A 14245-nucleotide genomic window follows, 5' to 3' on the forward strand; every position below is an offset into this window, starting at 1 on the left:
CCGGGAGCAGTGTCATGACCGAAGCCCAGGCACTGCTCGACCATCGCCGTCACCTCTGGATGGTACTGGCACCCCTCTGGCTCGACCGGGAGCCCGGCGAGCGCGACTATCAGCGCATGATCGCGGAAATCGAACGACTCGAGCTCGATTTTCGCAGCCTGGAACGCATCTACCGGCTTGAACTGGCCCCGGTACTGGCACGTCACCAGGTGTCGATGGTGGGAGGCTGGCGGCACTTCGAGGAGGAACCGCTGCTGCATGCCCTGATGCGCCACGCCCTTCGCCTGACGCCATGGCGACGCCGGCTCTGGTGGCTGATGTCGGGGCTGACGACTGCCATGACGCGCCACCGCTGGCACCATCTGATCCGGCAACTGATGTCGCACCGGCGCACCGGTCAGCACCCGCCCGAATAAAACGGGGCGCCCGAAGGCGCCCCTTTACCGGATGAGAGCGGACCGGGAGACTCAGCGATCCCCGCCGGTGCTGTCATCCACTTCATCACTGTCGGGCAGACGTTCGTGATCGCCGTCACCTTCCTTCCGGCGGTCGCTGCCGGCGCCGGCAGCAGGCGTTCTCCCGCCACCCGGGGTCTGTCCGGCCGCACTCGCCTGACCTTCCAACACGTCATGATTTTCGATCATGTGAATGTTGGCCGGCGGCGCATCACCATTCTTGTCCTGACCGAAGTAGAGCGTGGTATGCGGGAACGGAATCTCGATGCCGGCCGCATCGAAATGCTCCTTGACCAGCTTGTTGAAGGCACGGCCAACGCCCCACTGGGTGCCCGGTGCACACTTGATCACGATACGGATGTTGACCGAACTGTCGGCCAGCGCCACTACCCCGGGTACCGTCATCTCGTCGAGAATGTTGGGCGCCACGGTTTCATCGGCCTTGAGGGCCTCGAAGGCCTTGTGCAGCTGCTCGATGGCGTAATCGACATTCTCGCGATAGGCGATGCCGTACTCACCCACATGGTTGGCAAAGTCGCGCATGTAGTTGGAGACCACATCCACCGACGAGAACGGCACCACGTGATAGGTTCCTGACAGGTCGCGAATGCCGACCGAGCGGATGGTGAGCCGCTCGGCCGTGCCGACCACCCCGCCGGCCGTCACCACATCGCCGGTATTCATGGCGTTTTCGAGCTGAATGAATACCCCGGTAATGACATCCTGGACCAGCTTCTGGGCACCGAACCCGATGGCCAGCCCCAGTACCCCGGCACCGGCGATCAGCGGGCCGATGTTGATGCCGATCTGCGAGAGCACGATCATCACCGTCAGCGTCACGATGGCAATCGCAATGGCATTGCGGAACAGCGACAGCAGCGTCCTCTCCCGGGCGCTGGGCTCGCCGTTGCCGGTATCGGGGCTGAGCCGATGCTCGATGACACTGGCCAGAGTGACCCAGATCAGCGCCGCGATCAGCAGGATGATGGACACATGCACGATCATGGCGACGGTACCGATGCCGGCTTCGGACGCCAGCCAGCCGGTCAGGTCAAAGACCCGCCAGGCATCCAGCACCACCAGCGCCACGATGATCAGCAGGATGACGCGAATCACCTTGAGGGCGTTGGGCACATAGGCGTTGAGCCGCTTCTCCAGCAGAGGCAGCCGGCTGCTCATGTTTTGCGGCAGGGCCACCCGCTGCCCGATCAGCCGTGTCAGCAGCGCGGAAACGATACCCCCGACGGCAAAGGCCAGCAGGGTCTGCACCGTCGCCCGGGAGATATAGGGCAGCGCCTGCTCGGGCTGCACCTGCGACATCACCAGCAGCACGGTGAAATAGGCAATGGCCAGCAGATGCCAGGTCTTGGCGAGGATACGCTGCAGCACGGCAAAGAAGCCGAGTGACGCATGGCTGGCACTTTCAAGCAGCCGATCATGCAGATCGCGCCGGTTGGAGAGAATGACCGACAGCGCATAGCACCATGTCACGACCATGATGACCAGTCCGGCAAACTGGCCCAGCGCCGAGGAAACGATGTTGTTGATGATCGGTACGGCCACCATCAGGCCATAACCGACAAACCCTACCAGCAGCGCCAGCCGGGTATTCCAGTAGCGCGCCACATCGGCCGACATGGCAAAGGGACGCAGCCCTTCGTAGCGGGCCGCGAAGACCATGCGGATCAGCGCCTTGACGATCTCGATGATGGCAAAGGCATTGATGAACAGCGACTGCCGGGTCGCGATGCTGCCCTGGTCACCGGCGCCGAACAGCCCGATGGCGTAACCGGCCACGCAGGCCAGCACGATGACCACGATATCCACCAGCAGCGACAGCACGATCGCAATGACGCGCTTGAGCAGATAGGAAGGCCCGTCATCACGCTGGACCCAGTGACCCGCCCGGGCGAACAGCGGACCGGCCAGCCGCCGGAAGATGAAAAAGGCCACAACGGTCCCGACCACCACCAGCGCGAACTCGAGCAGCGCACTCAAAAAGGCCCCGGTATCGAATGCCGGGCCGCTGGCTGCGGCGGAGTCGCTGCCCAGAGCCCCGATGGCGGCAATGGCCCCGGTCACCATGGAACCGACATTTTCGGCAAATGACTGGGTTACGCTCGCCACCTGACGCGGCAACGACATGACTTCGGATTCGGACTCGGATGCCTCGCGGGATTGCACCGGCTGCTCTTCGGCAACGGCGGGCTGATCGGCCGCGTTCTCGGTCCGTGACGTCGCCAGCTGCCGGAGCTGATCGATCAGCTGTTGACGGGTCTGCTCATTCTCGAGCATGTCCGCCAGCGTGGCATAGGGGGTCTGTTGCGCCTGCTGTTCGGCTGCCGATGCATCACCGCTGGCCGCATGTGCGGTCGGCATCATCAGTGCCAACAGCATGATGAACGGCAGCACACGCAGCCACCGTAGGAACTTCATCAATGCCACGGGTTGTCTCCCTTGTCGATGGCTTTTTCATGTCGATCGCAACCTCTTTCTCCACCTCTCGACAACGATCTTTCGCGCCATCGAAAAGTGCTCTTCCGTCCCGGAATCGGCGAGGCAACGTGAGAGTTTAACCTGGTTCAGGTCCGGCTGCCTTTACAAGACCAGCCGGGTGCCATTCGCCGCGGTGCCCTGCAAGCCTGCCACAATGACAGGATGACAATGAATACGAAGCGCGTGGAAATGCCCCCCGGTCAGGCCGAAAAGGGCGTCTCCAGCGCTGCCACGATGGCACCATCGAGTCGCTGCCGCGGGACCGAAGGACCGAACCGGCAGATGACCTGGCCATCCCGACCGACCAGAAACTTGGTAAAATTCCATTTGATCGGTGTCGACCCCAGCACGCCCGGCGCCTGCTGCTTGAGCCTCGTGAACAGCGGATGGGCATGGGGGCCGTTGACCCTCACCTTCTCCATCAGGGGAAAGGTGATGCCGTAATGCCGGGTGCAGAACTGCTCGAAGCGCGCGGATGACTCCGGAGCCTGATGGGCGAACTGATTACAGGGGAAACCCAGCACGGTGAACCCCTGATCACGATGCAGCCGGTAGAGTCGATCGAGCTCGGAAAGCTGCTCGGTAAAGCGACAGCGACTGGCAACATTGACCACCAGCAGCACCTGGCCGCGCAGTGCGCGAAGATTGAAGGGCTCTCCGTTCAGTGTTCGACAGTCATAATCATGGATTTGCATGGTCAGGGTCACATCATGAGCATGGCGCCGGGCAACCAGCGGCTGAACCTGCATGCAAAGCCGCCGGAATCGGGCAGGAATCGAAAGGGTTCACGGGCCGGCGAAGCGACCGCAACTTGAACATTCACTGACAAACCACGTATGTTGAACCCGACCATACACGGTTCGACCGGACGGCGGAGCCTTTTCGCAGCCAACGGTCCGATCTCAATATAATGACCAACATGTGCGTGTAGGGACCATCATATGCTCGACAACTTCAAGAAACACTCCTCCCTTCTTGCCGCCACCGCCCTGCTGGGCTGCCTGACCCTGAGTCAGGCCCAGGCGGCCGACTTGGACACCATCCGCGATCGCAACACGATTCGCATCGCCGTCGCCAATGAAATTCCCTATGGCTACACCGACATGAACGGAGAAGCCAAAGGTGCCGGCCCCGACGTGGCCAAACACATCGTCGGTGAACTGGGCATCGACAACATCCAGTGGGTCACCACCAGCTTCAGCTCGCTGATTCCCGGTCTCAAGGCCGATCGCTTCGACATGGTGGCCGCCGAAATGGCCATCCTGCCGGATCGCTGCAAGCAGGCCGAATTCTCCCAGCCCAACTCCTCCTACGGCGAGGGTCTGCTGGTGAAGCAGGGCAATCCGAAGAACATCCACGCCTTCTCCGACTTTGCCGATCGGGAAGACATCAGGGTCGCCATCATGTCCGGCGCCGATCAGCTCGAAATGCTGCAGCAGCTCGGTGTACCGCAGGACCGCATCGTACAGCTCTCCAGCAATGCCGATGCCATTTCCACCGTGGCCACGGGTCGGGCGGATGCCTATGCGGCGACCGGCCTGACGGCCAGCAATCTGGCAGGCAAGAGCGATGAGGTGGTCGTGGTGGAAGAGTTCCAGGACCCCGTGATCGATGGTGAAGAAGTGCGCAGCTGGGGCGGTTTCACCTTCGCACAGGGCAACGACGCCCTGCGAGATGCCGTCAACGAGGAGCTTGCGCAGTACAAGCAGACCGACGAATGGCGCAATACACTCTCGCAGTACGGTTTCACCGAAACCGACATCAAGGCGTCCTTCAATCACGACACCAGTGAGCTTTGCAGCGCCGAAGAGTAACGTTCGGTCAATCCGGCCATGCGCATGAGTCGCGGTCGGCTGTAGCGTGATGCCAGCGGTGGCAGCCCGGATACAGCGGCTGCCATCCCCATCGGCCAGAACCCTGCGAGGCTTCCGTCATGGATTGGCAAGACTATCTGGCGCCCCTGTCGCAGGGCGCCTGGGTCACGATCGAACTGACCGTCTATTCAACCCTGCTGGGTGCTCTGCTCTCCTTTGTTTTCGGTATCGGGCGCGACGCCCATACCCGGCTGCTGCGCTGGCTGTCGATCGGCTATATCGAAATCTTTCGCGGCACCTCACTGCTGGTCCAGCTGTTCTGGCTCTACTTCGCGCTGCCGGTCATCGGCCAGGCAATAGGGGTCAATCTGCAGCTGGCGCCTGTCACGGCAGGCGTGCTGGCGCTGTCGCTGAATATCGGTGCCTACGGGGCCGAGGTCGTGCGGGGCGCGCTGAAATCGGTGCCGCGCAGCCAGCACGAGGCTGCCGTTGCGCTCAACTTCACCCCGCGCCAGCGACTCTGGCGCATCGACCTGCCCCAGGCGATTCCCGAGATGATGCCGCCGTTCGGCAATCTGGCGGTGCAGAACCTCAAGGACACCGCCCTGGTGTCGCTGATCAGCCTCGGCGATCTCGCCTTCCGGGCGGAACAGATCCGCAACTTCACCCAGGACAGCACGACCATCTACACCATGGTACTGCTGATGTACTTCGGCATGGCCCTGGTGCTGACAGCACTGATGAAGCTGCTGGAGCACCGGGTCGGCCGCTGGCGCACGGAGAACTGATCATGCTGTTCGGATATGCGTGGGATACCAGCGGCTTCTGGCCCTTCGTGATCTCGATCATGCCGATTTTGCTGATCGGCCTGTGGGTCACCCTCAAGGCCACCGTGATCGGCTTCGCCATCGCCCTGGTACTGGGGCTGCTACTGGCCGCCCTCAAGGCAGCCCCTACCCGTCTGATTGCCTGGCCGGCCCGGGCCATCACCGAGTTCATCCGGGATACGCCACTGCTGATCCAGCTGTTCTTCCTGTTCTATGTGCTGCCCGATTTCGGCCTGACGCTGCCGGCCTTCATGACCGGCGCGCTGGCACTGGGCCTGCAGTACAGCGCCTACACTTCGGAGGTCTATCGCGCCGGCCTGGAAGCGGTACCGCGCGGCCAGCGTGAAGCCGCCCGGGCCCTGAGCATGGCACCGGGGCGAACCTTCACCCACATCATCCTGCCCCAGGCCATCCCCCGCATCATACCGGCACTGGGCAACTACCTGGTGTCGATCATGAAGGATGTCCCGGTGCTCTCCGTGGTCACGGTACTGGAGATGCTCAATGTGGCCCGGATCATCGGCGATCGTACCTTCAACTACCTGGTGCCCCTGACCATTGTCGGCATTCTCTACCTGCTGCTGACCCTGATCGCTGCCTGGGGCATTCGCTGGCTGGACACCCACCTGCCCAGCCACGGCGTGGCCCTGAAATGATGTTCACGAGCCCGCAAACCGAAAAGAGGGACACCCCCGCATGAGCCGCGAACCGATCATTCGCTTTGACAGGGTGAGCAAGCGCTTCGGCGACTTTACCGTGCTCGACAACCTCGATTTCCAGGTCCAGCCCAACGAGAAGGTCACCATCATCGGCCCCTCGGGCTCGGGCAAGTCCACGGTACTGCGCGTGCTGATGACGCTGGAGCCGATCAACGAGGGCGTGGTCTACGTTGGCGGCGATCCGCTGTGGCACGAATACCGCCGCAACAATGAGCTGTCCCCCGCCCGGGGGGCGCATCTGCGGCGCATGCGTGAACGGCTGGGCATGGTCTTTCAGCAGTTCAATCTCTTTCCTCACATGACCGTGCGCCGCAACCTCACCGAAGCGCCCCGCCGGGTGCTCGGCCTTTCTCGCGCCGAAGCCGATGAGCGGGCACATGAACTGCTCGAGCTGGTCAATCTCGGCAATCAGGCCGACAAGTACCCCGGCCAGCTCTCCGGCGGTCAGCAGCAGCGCGTGGGGGTTGCCCGGGCGCTGATGATGCGCCCCAGAATCATGCTGTTCGACGAGCCGACCTCGGCACTCGACCCCGAACTGGTGGGCGAAGTGCTCAAGGTCATTCGCCAGCTGGCGGATACGCACGATCTCACCATGCTGATGGTGACCCACGAGATGCACTTCGCCCGGCAGATTTCCGATCGGGTGTGCTTCTTCGACCAGGGCCGCATCCTGGAGCAGGGGCCACCGGAGGAGATCCTCTCCTCACCGAAGGAGGCGCGGACCCGGGAGTTCCTGCACGCCGTCCTCAATCCCGACGAGTAGCCCGGTTCAGGTCGGCTCGGGTGCCAGCCCGGCCTCGAGCAATTGCGCCAGTGCCGCCCGGGTATCGGGTGTCACGTCCTCCTGCGCCAGCGCGTGCTCGGGCCGCCACCACTCCACCGCTTCGACCTCACTGGGCTGACAGGTCACCGGCCCGTCATGCCTCACCCGGTACACGCCACCATGCAGGTGCAGACCGGGCGATACATGAGTGAAATTGAAGCACCAGTGCAGTGGCACCCTGCGGATGCCCAGCTCCTCGAACAGCTCGCGACGCGCCCCGACATGCATTGCCTCACCGGCCGCCACCACGCCGCCGGCCGCCAGATCGAGCCCGCTCGGGAAGATATCCTTGGTCGATGTACGACGCTGCACACACAGCCGCCCCGCGGCGTCGAACACGAAGATGTAACTGGCACGATGCCAGAGGGCAAGCCGACGCATGACACTGCGCGGCGCACTCCCCCGGGGGCGATTGTGCCGATCGACAAGCTGCACCTGTTCCATGGCCATCCTCCTCGACAAAGCCATCATTATTGCAGCCGTCTCGCATGCAGGCAGCCACCGGGCAGGCAAAAAAAAAAGCTCCGGCAAAATACCGGAGCGAGTCAGGAGCCATCACCATGGCATCACGAAGAATTCGGGCAAGACGAGACAGCGCCGTATCGGCAGACAAGCGGTCGGTACGGCATCCGAATCGTTGCGACTACAACAAATATAGCCCTTGTAAAGGAACTGTCCAACACAGGAAACTTTTTTTCACTGCCTTCGCCGACCTTCCGAATTCCATGACCACGAAAAACGTCCGCGGTTCGAAACATGGACGTCATGTGCACTATTCTGAGATCGTGCCCCCGGGCAACAAGAAGCGACCGCGTGGTCGGCCTCACCGGTCCAGTCAATGCATGTCAATGGAGGACACCCATGTTCGGATTGTTACCCTCACGCCGGGAACGTGATGCCCGTGCCAGGCTCGATCAATACGAGAAGGAACTGAGTCGTCGTGGCGCGCGAGCACTGCGTCAGTACGAGGAGGAGCTCGGTGCCCGGGGCAACCGGGCCAGACGCCGCCTGCGCGAACTGGGCGAGGATGCGCACGAGCAGTGGGACCACGCCCGTCAGCGAGTCGGTTCCGAAGGTCAGCGCGCATGGGAGTTCACCGAGCACACGGCACGCGACATCGACAATCATGTCCACAGCAATGCCTGGAGCTATATCGGGGCAGGCGTTGCCGTAGGCGTCGTGGCCGGCCTGCTGCTGAGCCGTCGCGTCTGAATCATCACTACGCATGACGACTCGACAGGGACAGCGGCTTCGGCCGCTGTCACTGTTTCGAGCCGTGATCAGGGAGGATCGAGCTTGAGTTCCGTCAAAGGTGATCGCATCCGCTACGCCGTTGTCAGCGGCGGCGAAATTTCCCAGGGCGCCTTCATGCCGGGGGTGGCCAGCACCACCAACTCCGAGCTGGCCGCACTGGTCACCGGTGATTCGGAAAAGGCCCGGGTGCTCGGCGAGCGCTACGGCATTACCACCTGTGGCTACGAGGACTACGAAGCGCTGCTGCACTCCGGCGATATCGATGCCGTCTATGTCGCCTCACCCAATTTCCGCCACCGTGAACATACCGTGCCGGCACTGCAGGCCGGCATTCATGTGCTGCTGGAAAAGCCGATGGCCACCAGCATCGAGGATTGCGAAGCGATGCTGGCAGCCGCCGAACAGGGCGGCGCCAAACTGATGATCGCGTACCGGCTGCACCACGAGCCCGGCACGCTGGACATGATCGAGCGACTGCGGCAGGGCGACATCGGCCAGCCACGCACCTTCAGCTCGCATTTCCTGCAGAATCTCAACCAGCGCAATCATCGTGCACTCAACGGCTACTGGGCCGGCCCGGTGCCCGACATGGGCACCTACCCGATCAATGCCGTGCGCCACCTGTTCGCCAGCGAACCCATCGAGGTCAGCGCCATGGCGGATAACACCCCGGGCCGCGACTACGACTGTCACGACACCTGGTCGGTGACCATGCGGTTCCCGGAAGGCCGCATGGCGCAGTTCATCGTCGGCTACGCTGCTTCCGTCTTCAATCAGTTCTCGGTGGTCGGCACAAAGGGGCAGCTGCAGGCGTCGCCCTGCTACTTCTTCGGTCCGGGCGTGTCGATTACCCACTCGCTGACCCGGGACAACACCACCACCACCGTCGCCCCCGGCGCCGTGGAGCAGTTCGGCGGTCAGACCGATTACTTTTCGGACTGCATCCTCAATGATCGCGCTCCGGAAGCGGACGGCATCGAAGGACTGCGTGACGTGCGCATCCTGGCGGCCATCGAACGGGCCATGGAAACCGGGCAGCCGCAGTCGCTCGAACCGCTGGCCTATCGTGATCGCATTCGCAGCGATCAGGTGCGGCGACTGCCGCCGGCCATTCCGCCACGGGTGGTCAGCGTGGAAACCATCAGCGGCTGACCGGCGCTGGTCACATAAGCATTCATTAACCTGACAGCCGCCTTATTGGCAGTATCGACTGCCAATCTATAATGGGACGGGGGACGTAACCGGACGTGCCCCGTTGCGTAATGACATTCACAGGGAGCAGGCGCTACCCGGCTCGGGTCGACCCCGTGATTGCGCCGCGTTCGCCCTCCCGACAACAACCACGGAGGACACATGTACAAGACCCTGCTGGTGCCCCTTGATGGCTCGGGCAATGCCAACAAGGCACTGGATGTAGCGGCGCAACTGGCCCGCCCAGGCGAGGGGGAGCTCTATCTGCTGCACATTCCCGAGCCCGGCAGTGCCTCGGGCACCCCGGCGGGTACCGGCCCGACCCACGCCTCCGGATGCACCGCCGAGAAGAGTGGCCGCACCATCATCGATAATGCGCTGGATGTGGTAGATCCACGTGATGTTCGCCACCACGTGCTGGTCATTGATGGCACGCCGGGTGAGATCATCGAGCGTGAAGCCATTCGTCTGGATGCGGATGCCATTGTCATGGGCCATCGGGGACTCACCCGAGGCACCGGCGAGAGCGGTGGCCACGTCTCCCGTGAGATCCTTGCACGTGCTGCCTGCCGCGTGATCACGGTCCGCTAGCGCCGGGCTGTCCGAAAAGCTGACGGGCACGAGGCACTTTTTCGGACAGCATCCGGCCCGGCGAATGCCACCGGGACAGACCGCTGCTGCGGTCTGTCCTGCCTTCCGGACAGCCCATGCCCGCTGCCCACCACAACATCCACTGGCAGCCCATGCTGGTTCAGGTGGCGCACGTTAACTACAGTCAGCTAAAGCCCCTGCCACGCAGGGCGGATCATGACCGACAGGGATGTTGAAAGGAGATTGTCATGGCACAGCGTCGCAACCCATCATGCCCCCATTGCAGTGGCGGCGGACTCGGCGCCCTCGGACTGGGAGTGGCAGCCGGAGCCGCCGCCGCGCTCGGCACCCTGCTGGGGCGCCGCGCCCTGAGCATGGCGCGCAGCAGCAGCGGTCATCCGCTCAAGCATCGCGCGCTCGACATGGCTTCCGGCACGCTGCAGCGCAAGTATCCGCTGGAGGCGATGAACACCTACCTCAACGGCTTTCACATGTATGCCGATGACATGGGCCGTCAGGTCGAGGCCAGTCATTTCTGCATCCATCTCGAACCCGATCTGCATCAGTGCGTCATCTTCGACTCCAACCGGCCCGATGCCCGGCTCATCGGCATCGAATACATCATCAGCGCCGAGCGTTTCAGTCGGCTGCCCGAGGAAGAGAAGAAGCTCTGGCACAGCCACCATTACGAGATCAAGTCCGGCCAGCTGGTAGCCCCGGGCATCCCCGAGCTCGCCGAGCATGCCTACTTCGAGGATCTGATCACCACCTACGGCAAGACCTTTCACACCTGGCAGATCGACCGGCACGACTTCCCCTACGGCGCCCCCCAGCTGATGATGGCCTTTACCGGCGACGGCCAGGTGGATGAAGCACTGGTCGAGGCACGTGATCGCCGGCTGGGGGTTTCCACCTCGAAGCGCCGTCAGCATCGTGCCGACATCCCCACCCCTGCCGTCATGCAGGACGCCAACTTCTGGGAGAGCGGCCGCGCCCTGCAGACCCGGCTGGAGGAACAGGCGTTCCGGCGTCGCTGAGCCCTGCCCATCGACCACACGCATCAAACCCCGCTGCATGGCGGGGTCTGCATTATCCAGCCGAGGCGTTTGGAGCGTCAGAGGTTGATCGGCCCCTTCTGGCTGGCACCGGAATCCTGGATCGCCAGGGTCGCCAGCCGGAACCGGGCGTGCTGCAGGTTCTGATCCTTGTCGAACCAGACGCAGGTCACGTCACGATCCTCCACGCTCTCGACCACCATGACCGGACCGCCCGATCGCAGCTTGACCATGTAGCCTTCGGCAATCTGTTCATTCATGTCCGTGACTCCCCGATTGATTGATCTGACCGGGAAGTATCGACGATGAGCAGGAAGTTCAAGGACCGGGCGTGGAAAAGCCGCTTTCCGCCGCCGGATCTTCAGCAACCCGGCCAGGCATGACACTGCTGTTTCGGCACAGCAGCCGGGCACACGAGAGCCGTTATCATGCGCAACTGCCCGGGTATCGCTTTTGCGCCCGGCCACTCATGCACAAGGGCCTTCCCGATGAAATTCAGCGATCTCGTTTCCTTTGACAGGTTTGTCTCTCCCACCCTGATCCGGATCGGCTACTGGATCGGCATTGCCATGATCATCCTCTCCGGTCTTTCCGCTGCCATATCGGCAGTGGCCGGTTATGGCGGCAGCATCGGTACGGCCTTCATGATCGTGATGGGGACGCTGGTCACGCTGATCTTCTGGCGGGTATTCTGCGAACTCGCCTTTCTGCTGTTTGCCATTCATGATCGGCTCGGCGAACTGAAGCCGACCCGGGAGCGCGGGGACGAGGACGGACACTCCTGACGCTCATCCATCCGGCAACATTTTCATTGCAATGAAAAAACAGGGTGGCTCGCGCCATCCCCGGATGACCCGTGCCCCAGGGCAGCAACGCGATCAAGACCCGGCTCCGGTAACAGGCCGCCCGCTTTCGGATGCCGCGACCCATCCATCCGGTGGCGGTCTGGCTTGCCGATGGCACCTGACCGGCGTCACAGGCATGAGCTCCGAGGCATCTTCCCCCTTTCTGCTGCAGGGGAAACCACGCAGGCGCCCCCCGGCTCAGCACAATCGCACTCATGACGTCCGGGGCACGGTTCAAGTCCTGCCGGCGCCACCACACGAGCATGCCCTTCCCCGCTTTTTCGCCCTGCACGGTTTTCACACCTTCCCCGTCCCCTGAGCAGCGAGTCCTGCGGTTCTCCGCCGCGGGCCCGGACAGCCTCATTCCTATTTGCTCATGTTATGCTTGCTGATGTTTTCCCGGAGCGTGTATCGCTCGAGGGATGCAGAAAGCCCACCTCCGTTGCGGCGATGATGGCATGCCCGGGAGGTGGCGCGCGGAAAGGGCGTACGCTCGTGAGTACGGCATCAGAAAGCGTGAGGATCAGCCGCTGGTGAGGCTCCGGCTGCACGGCGGCTGGAAGGCCCCGACCCTGCTCGGGGCGCGGCGGCACCCACCGCCTGTCTGGAACAAGGAGATGAAATCATGAGCCTGCAGGACACCTACACACTTTCCAACGGCGTGAAGATCCCCAAACTGGGACTCGGCACCTGGCTGATCAGCGAAACGGATACCGAACAGGCGGTGAAGGAAGCGATCAGGCTCGGCTACCGCCATATCGATACCGCCCAAGACTACGGCAACGAGGCCGGGGTCGGCGCGGCCATGAAGGCTTCCGGCGTCAGCCGTGACGAGCTGTTCGTGACCACAAAGCTGGCAGCGCAGTACAAGTCCTACGAGGGCGCGGCCGAGGCCATCGACGCCTCGCTCGAGCGCATGGGCCTGGACTACATCGACATGATGATCATCCACAGCCCGCAGCCATGGGGCGAGTTCGGCGGAGATGAGCGCTTCTTCGAGGGCAACCGGGCCTGGCGCGCGCTCGAGGAGGCCTACGAGGCGGGCAGGCTGCACGCGATCGGACTGTCCAACTTCACCGAGCAGGACATCGACAACATCCTCTCCACCTGCAGTGTGGCGCCGATGGTCAACCAGATCCTGGCGCACGTGAGCAACACGCCCGGGGCGCTGATCGAGTACTCCCAAGCCAGGGGCATGCTGGTCGAGGCCTACTCGCCGATGGGCCATGGCGAGCTGTTCAAGAACGACGAGATTGCGCAGATGGCCGACAAGTACGGCGTCTCCGTGCCGCAGCTGTGCATCCGTTATACCCTGCAGCTCGGCCTGCTGCCGCTGCCCAAGACCGCCAATCCGGCGCACATGCAGAACAACGCAGACGTCGACTTCGAGATCGCGGCCGAGGACATGGCCGTGCTCGAGGGCATGGAGACCATCAAGGACTACGGCGACGCCAGCGCCTTCCCGGTCTACCAGTAAGCCGTGATCCGGTCGCCGGCGGCGACCGGACCCCCCTCCTGTACACCGGGCGATGGCCCTCCCCGTGTCCATTGCCCGGTATCGCGTGATCCGCGATGTAACAGCCATCATCCGCTACTGGAATGCATCGGATACAGCCTGCCTGATCCATCCCGGCCCCTCGCCAGGGGTGGCAAGAGGCCCACCTGAGCAGGTCTTCGGTTTTACGCCCCCCACCAGCGGCAGTCGCCTTCTGCTGTGCCCCACATCCGGCGAAGTCAGGTAAAGCCAGCGTATGAGTGCGCTTATTCAACGACGGCGCCCCGACGGTTTTTCGCCGGATCACTTTTCCTGTCAGGCCGGTTTGACTTGCTCGTCGCCGATAATCCCGTTTCAAGCGCTGCATGCCTGGCTGCCAGACGTACTTCGAGCTCTCGGCGTTTCAGCAGCAGTCGCGGATGCGGATGACCGAGCAGGGCGAAACGCACAGGGGCGGGCACTTTCCGTGCTGCCATCGGCCGGCGCCATGACCGAAACCGCAGACAGACACTGACACCGGCGCACAAACGATCGCCGATTCGCAGGTACAGGAGGAAGGAGAAAAAGCCGTAAACCACTGATTCGAGTGGTGCCGGTGGTCGGACTCGAACCGACACGGGGTATTAGCCCGGCGGATTTTGAATCCGCTGCGTCTACCAATTTCGCCACACCGGCATTGG

At 62.9% G+C, this 14245-nt stretch carries 15 protein-coding genes and 1 tRNA gene; 11 read left to right on the forward strand and 5 right to left on the reverse strand.

From position 1 onward, the window contains the following. Window positions 1–14: 14 nt before the first annotated feature. On the forward strand, window positions 15–416 hold the full coding sequence (locus C7446_RS04370) for a DUF7079 family protein (RefSeq protein ID WP_121171605.1): 402 nt from the start codon (window positions 15–17) through the stop codon (window positions 414–416). Between the two features lie 51 nt (window positions 417–467). On the opposite strand, the gene ybiO is transcribed toward C7446_RS04370, so the two are convergent. Beyond that, entirely contained in the window at window positions 468–2891 is a 2424-nt protein-coding gene (gene ybiO, locus C7446_RS04375) for a mechanosensitive channel protein (protein ID WP_245977669.1), read from the reverse strand. A gap of 260 nt (window positions 2892–3151) precedes the next feature. Next, window positions 3152–3646 (reverse strand): glutathione peroxidase, encoded by a 495-nt coding sequence (locus tag C7446_RS04380; RefSeq protein ID WP_121171838.1) that lies wholly within the window; start codon window positions 3644–3646, stop codon window positions 3152–3154. Between the two features lie 246 nt (window positions 3647–3892). Here C7446_RS04380 and ehuB point away from each other — a divergent pair, with 246 nt between their 5' ends. The 4 genes from ehuB (at window position 3893) to ehuA (ending at window position 7074) form a co-directional block, all read left to right on the forward strand. Beyond that, entirely contained in the window at window positions 3893–4765 is an 873-nt protein-coding gene (ehuB, locus tag C7446_RS04385; RefSeq protein WP_121171609.1) for an ectoine/hydroxyectoine ABC transporter substrate-binding protein EhuB, read from the forward strand. Between the two features lie 119 nt (window positions 4766–4884). After that, complete coding sequence (ehuC, locus tag C7446_RS04390) at window positions 4885–5553, forward strand: ectoine/hydroxyectoine ABC transporter permease subunit EhuC (RefSeq protein WP_121171611.1); 669 nt, start codon at window positions 4885–4887, stop codon at window positions 5551–5553. A 2-nt stretch (window positions 5554–5555) separates the two neighbouring features. Further along, window positions 5556–6248 carry an ectoine/hydroxyectoine ABC transporter permease subunit EhuD gene (gene ehuD, locus C7446_RS04395; RefSeq protein ID WP_121171613.1) on the forward strand — a complete coding sequence of 231 codons (693 nt, stop codon included), beginning with the start codon at window positions 5556–5558 and terminating at the stop codon, window positions 6246–6248. Between the two features lie 40 nt (window positions 6249–6288). Further along, a complete protein-coding gene (gene ehuA, locus C7446_RS04400) occupies window positions 6289–7074 on the forward strand; it encodes an ectoine/hydroxyectoine ABC transporter ATP-binding protein EhuA (protein ID WP_121171615.1) in 786 nt (261 codons plus the stop codon). A gap of 6 nt (window positions 7075–7080) precedes the next feature. Here ehuA and C7446_RS04405 read toward each other — a convergent pair whose 3' ends face one another. Further along, window positions 7081–7578, reverse strand: a complete 498-nt coding sequence (locus tag C7446_RS04405) for an NUDIX hydrolase (protein ID WP_245977672.1) — start codon at window positions 7576–7578, stop codon at window positions 7081–7083. Between the two features lie 417 nt (window positions 7579–7995). On the opposite strand from C7446_RS04405, the gene C7446_RS04410 reads away from it, so the two are divergent. From C7446_RS04410 to C7446_RS04425, 4 genes are all read left to right on the forward strand, one after another. Then, the gene (locus C7446_RS04410) at window positions 7996–8346 is read left to right on the forward strand and encodes a glycine zipper domain-containing protein (protein ID WP_170149999.1); all 351 of its coding nucleotides are present in this window, start codon (window positions 7996–7998) and stop codon (window positions 8344–8346) included. 84 nt (window positions 8347–8430) lie between these two features. Continuing rightward, window positions 8431–9540, forward strand: coding sequence for a Gfo/Idh/MocA family protein (locus C7446_RS04415; RefSeq protein WP_121171621.1), 1110 nt, complete (start codon window positions 8431–8433; stop codon window positions 9538–9540). A 201-nt stretch (window positions 9541–9741) separates the two neighbouring features. Then, a complete protein-coding gene (locus tag C7446_RS04420) occupies window positions 9742–10170 on the forward strand; it encodes a universal stress protein (protein ID WP_121171623.1) in 429 nt (142 codons plus the stop codon). Window positions 10171–10418: 248 nt separating this feature from the next. Beyond that, window positions 10419–11207, forward strand: a complete 789-nt coding sequence (locus tag C7446_RS04425; RefSeq protein ID WP_121171625.1) for an OBAP family protein — start codon at window positions 10419–10421, stop codon at window positions 11205–11207. Between the two features lie 77 nt (window positions 11208–11284). Here the strand turns inward: C7446_RS04425 and C7446_RS04430 are convergent, their stop codons facing one another. Then, on the reverse strand, window positions 11285–11485 hold the full coding sequence (locus C7446_RS04430; RefSeq protein ID WP_121171626.1) for a DUF2158 domain-containing protein: 201 nt from the start codon (window positions 11483–11485) through the stop codon (window positions 11285–11287). A 228-nt stretch (window positions 11486–11713) separates the two neighbouring features. Between C7446_RS04430 and C7446_RS04435 the strand changes: the two genes are divergently transcribed. Both C7446_RS04435 and C7446_RS04445 read left to right on the forward strand, forming a co-directional pair. Then, window positions 11714–12010, forward strand: coding sequence for a DUF4282 domain-containing protein (locus tag C7446_RS04435; protein ID WP_170150000.1), 297 nt, complete (start codon window positions 11714–11716; stop codon window positions 12008–12010). Window positions 12011–12695: 685 nt separating this feature from the next. Further along, on the forward strand, window positions 12696–13547 hold the full coding sequence (locus C7446_RS04445) for an aldo/keto reductase (RefSeq protein ID WP_121171632.1): 852 nt from the start codon (window positions 12696–12698) through the stop codon (window positions 13545–13547). 605 nt (window positions 13548–14152) lie between these two features. Here the strand turns inward: C7446_RS04445 and C7446_RS04450 are convergent. Beyond that, window positions 14153–14240 (reverse strand) — tRNA-Leu (locus tag C7446_RS04450). Window positions 14241–14245 lie beyond the last annotated feature (5 nt).

Origin of the sequence: Kushneria sinocarnis, from assembly GCF_003633775.1 — a bacterium.
GTDB lineage: Bacteria > Pseudomonadota > Gammaproteobacteria > Pseudomonadales > Halomonadaceae > Kushneria > Kushneria sinocarnis.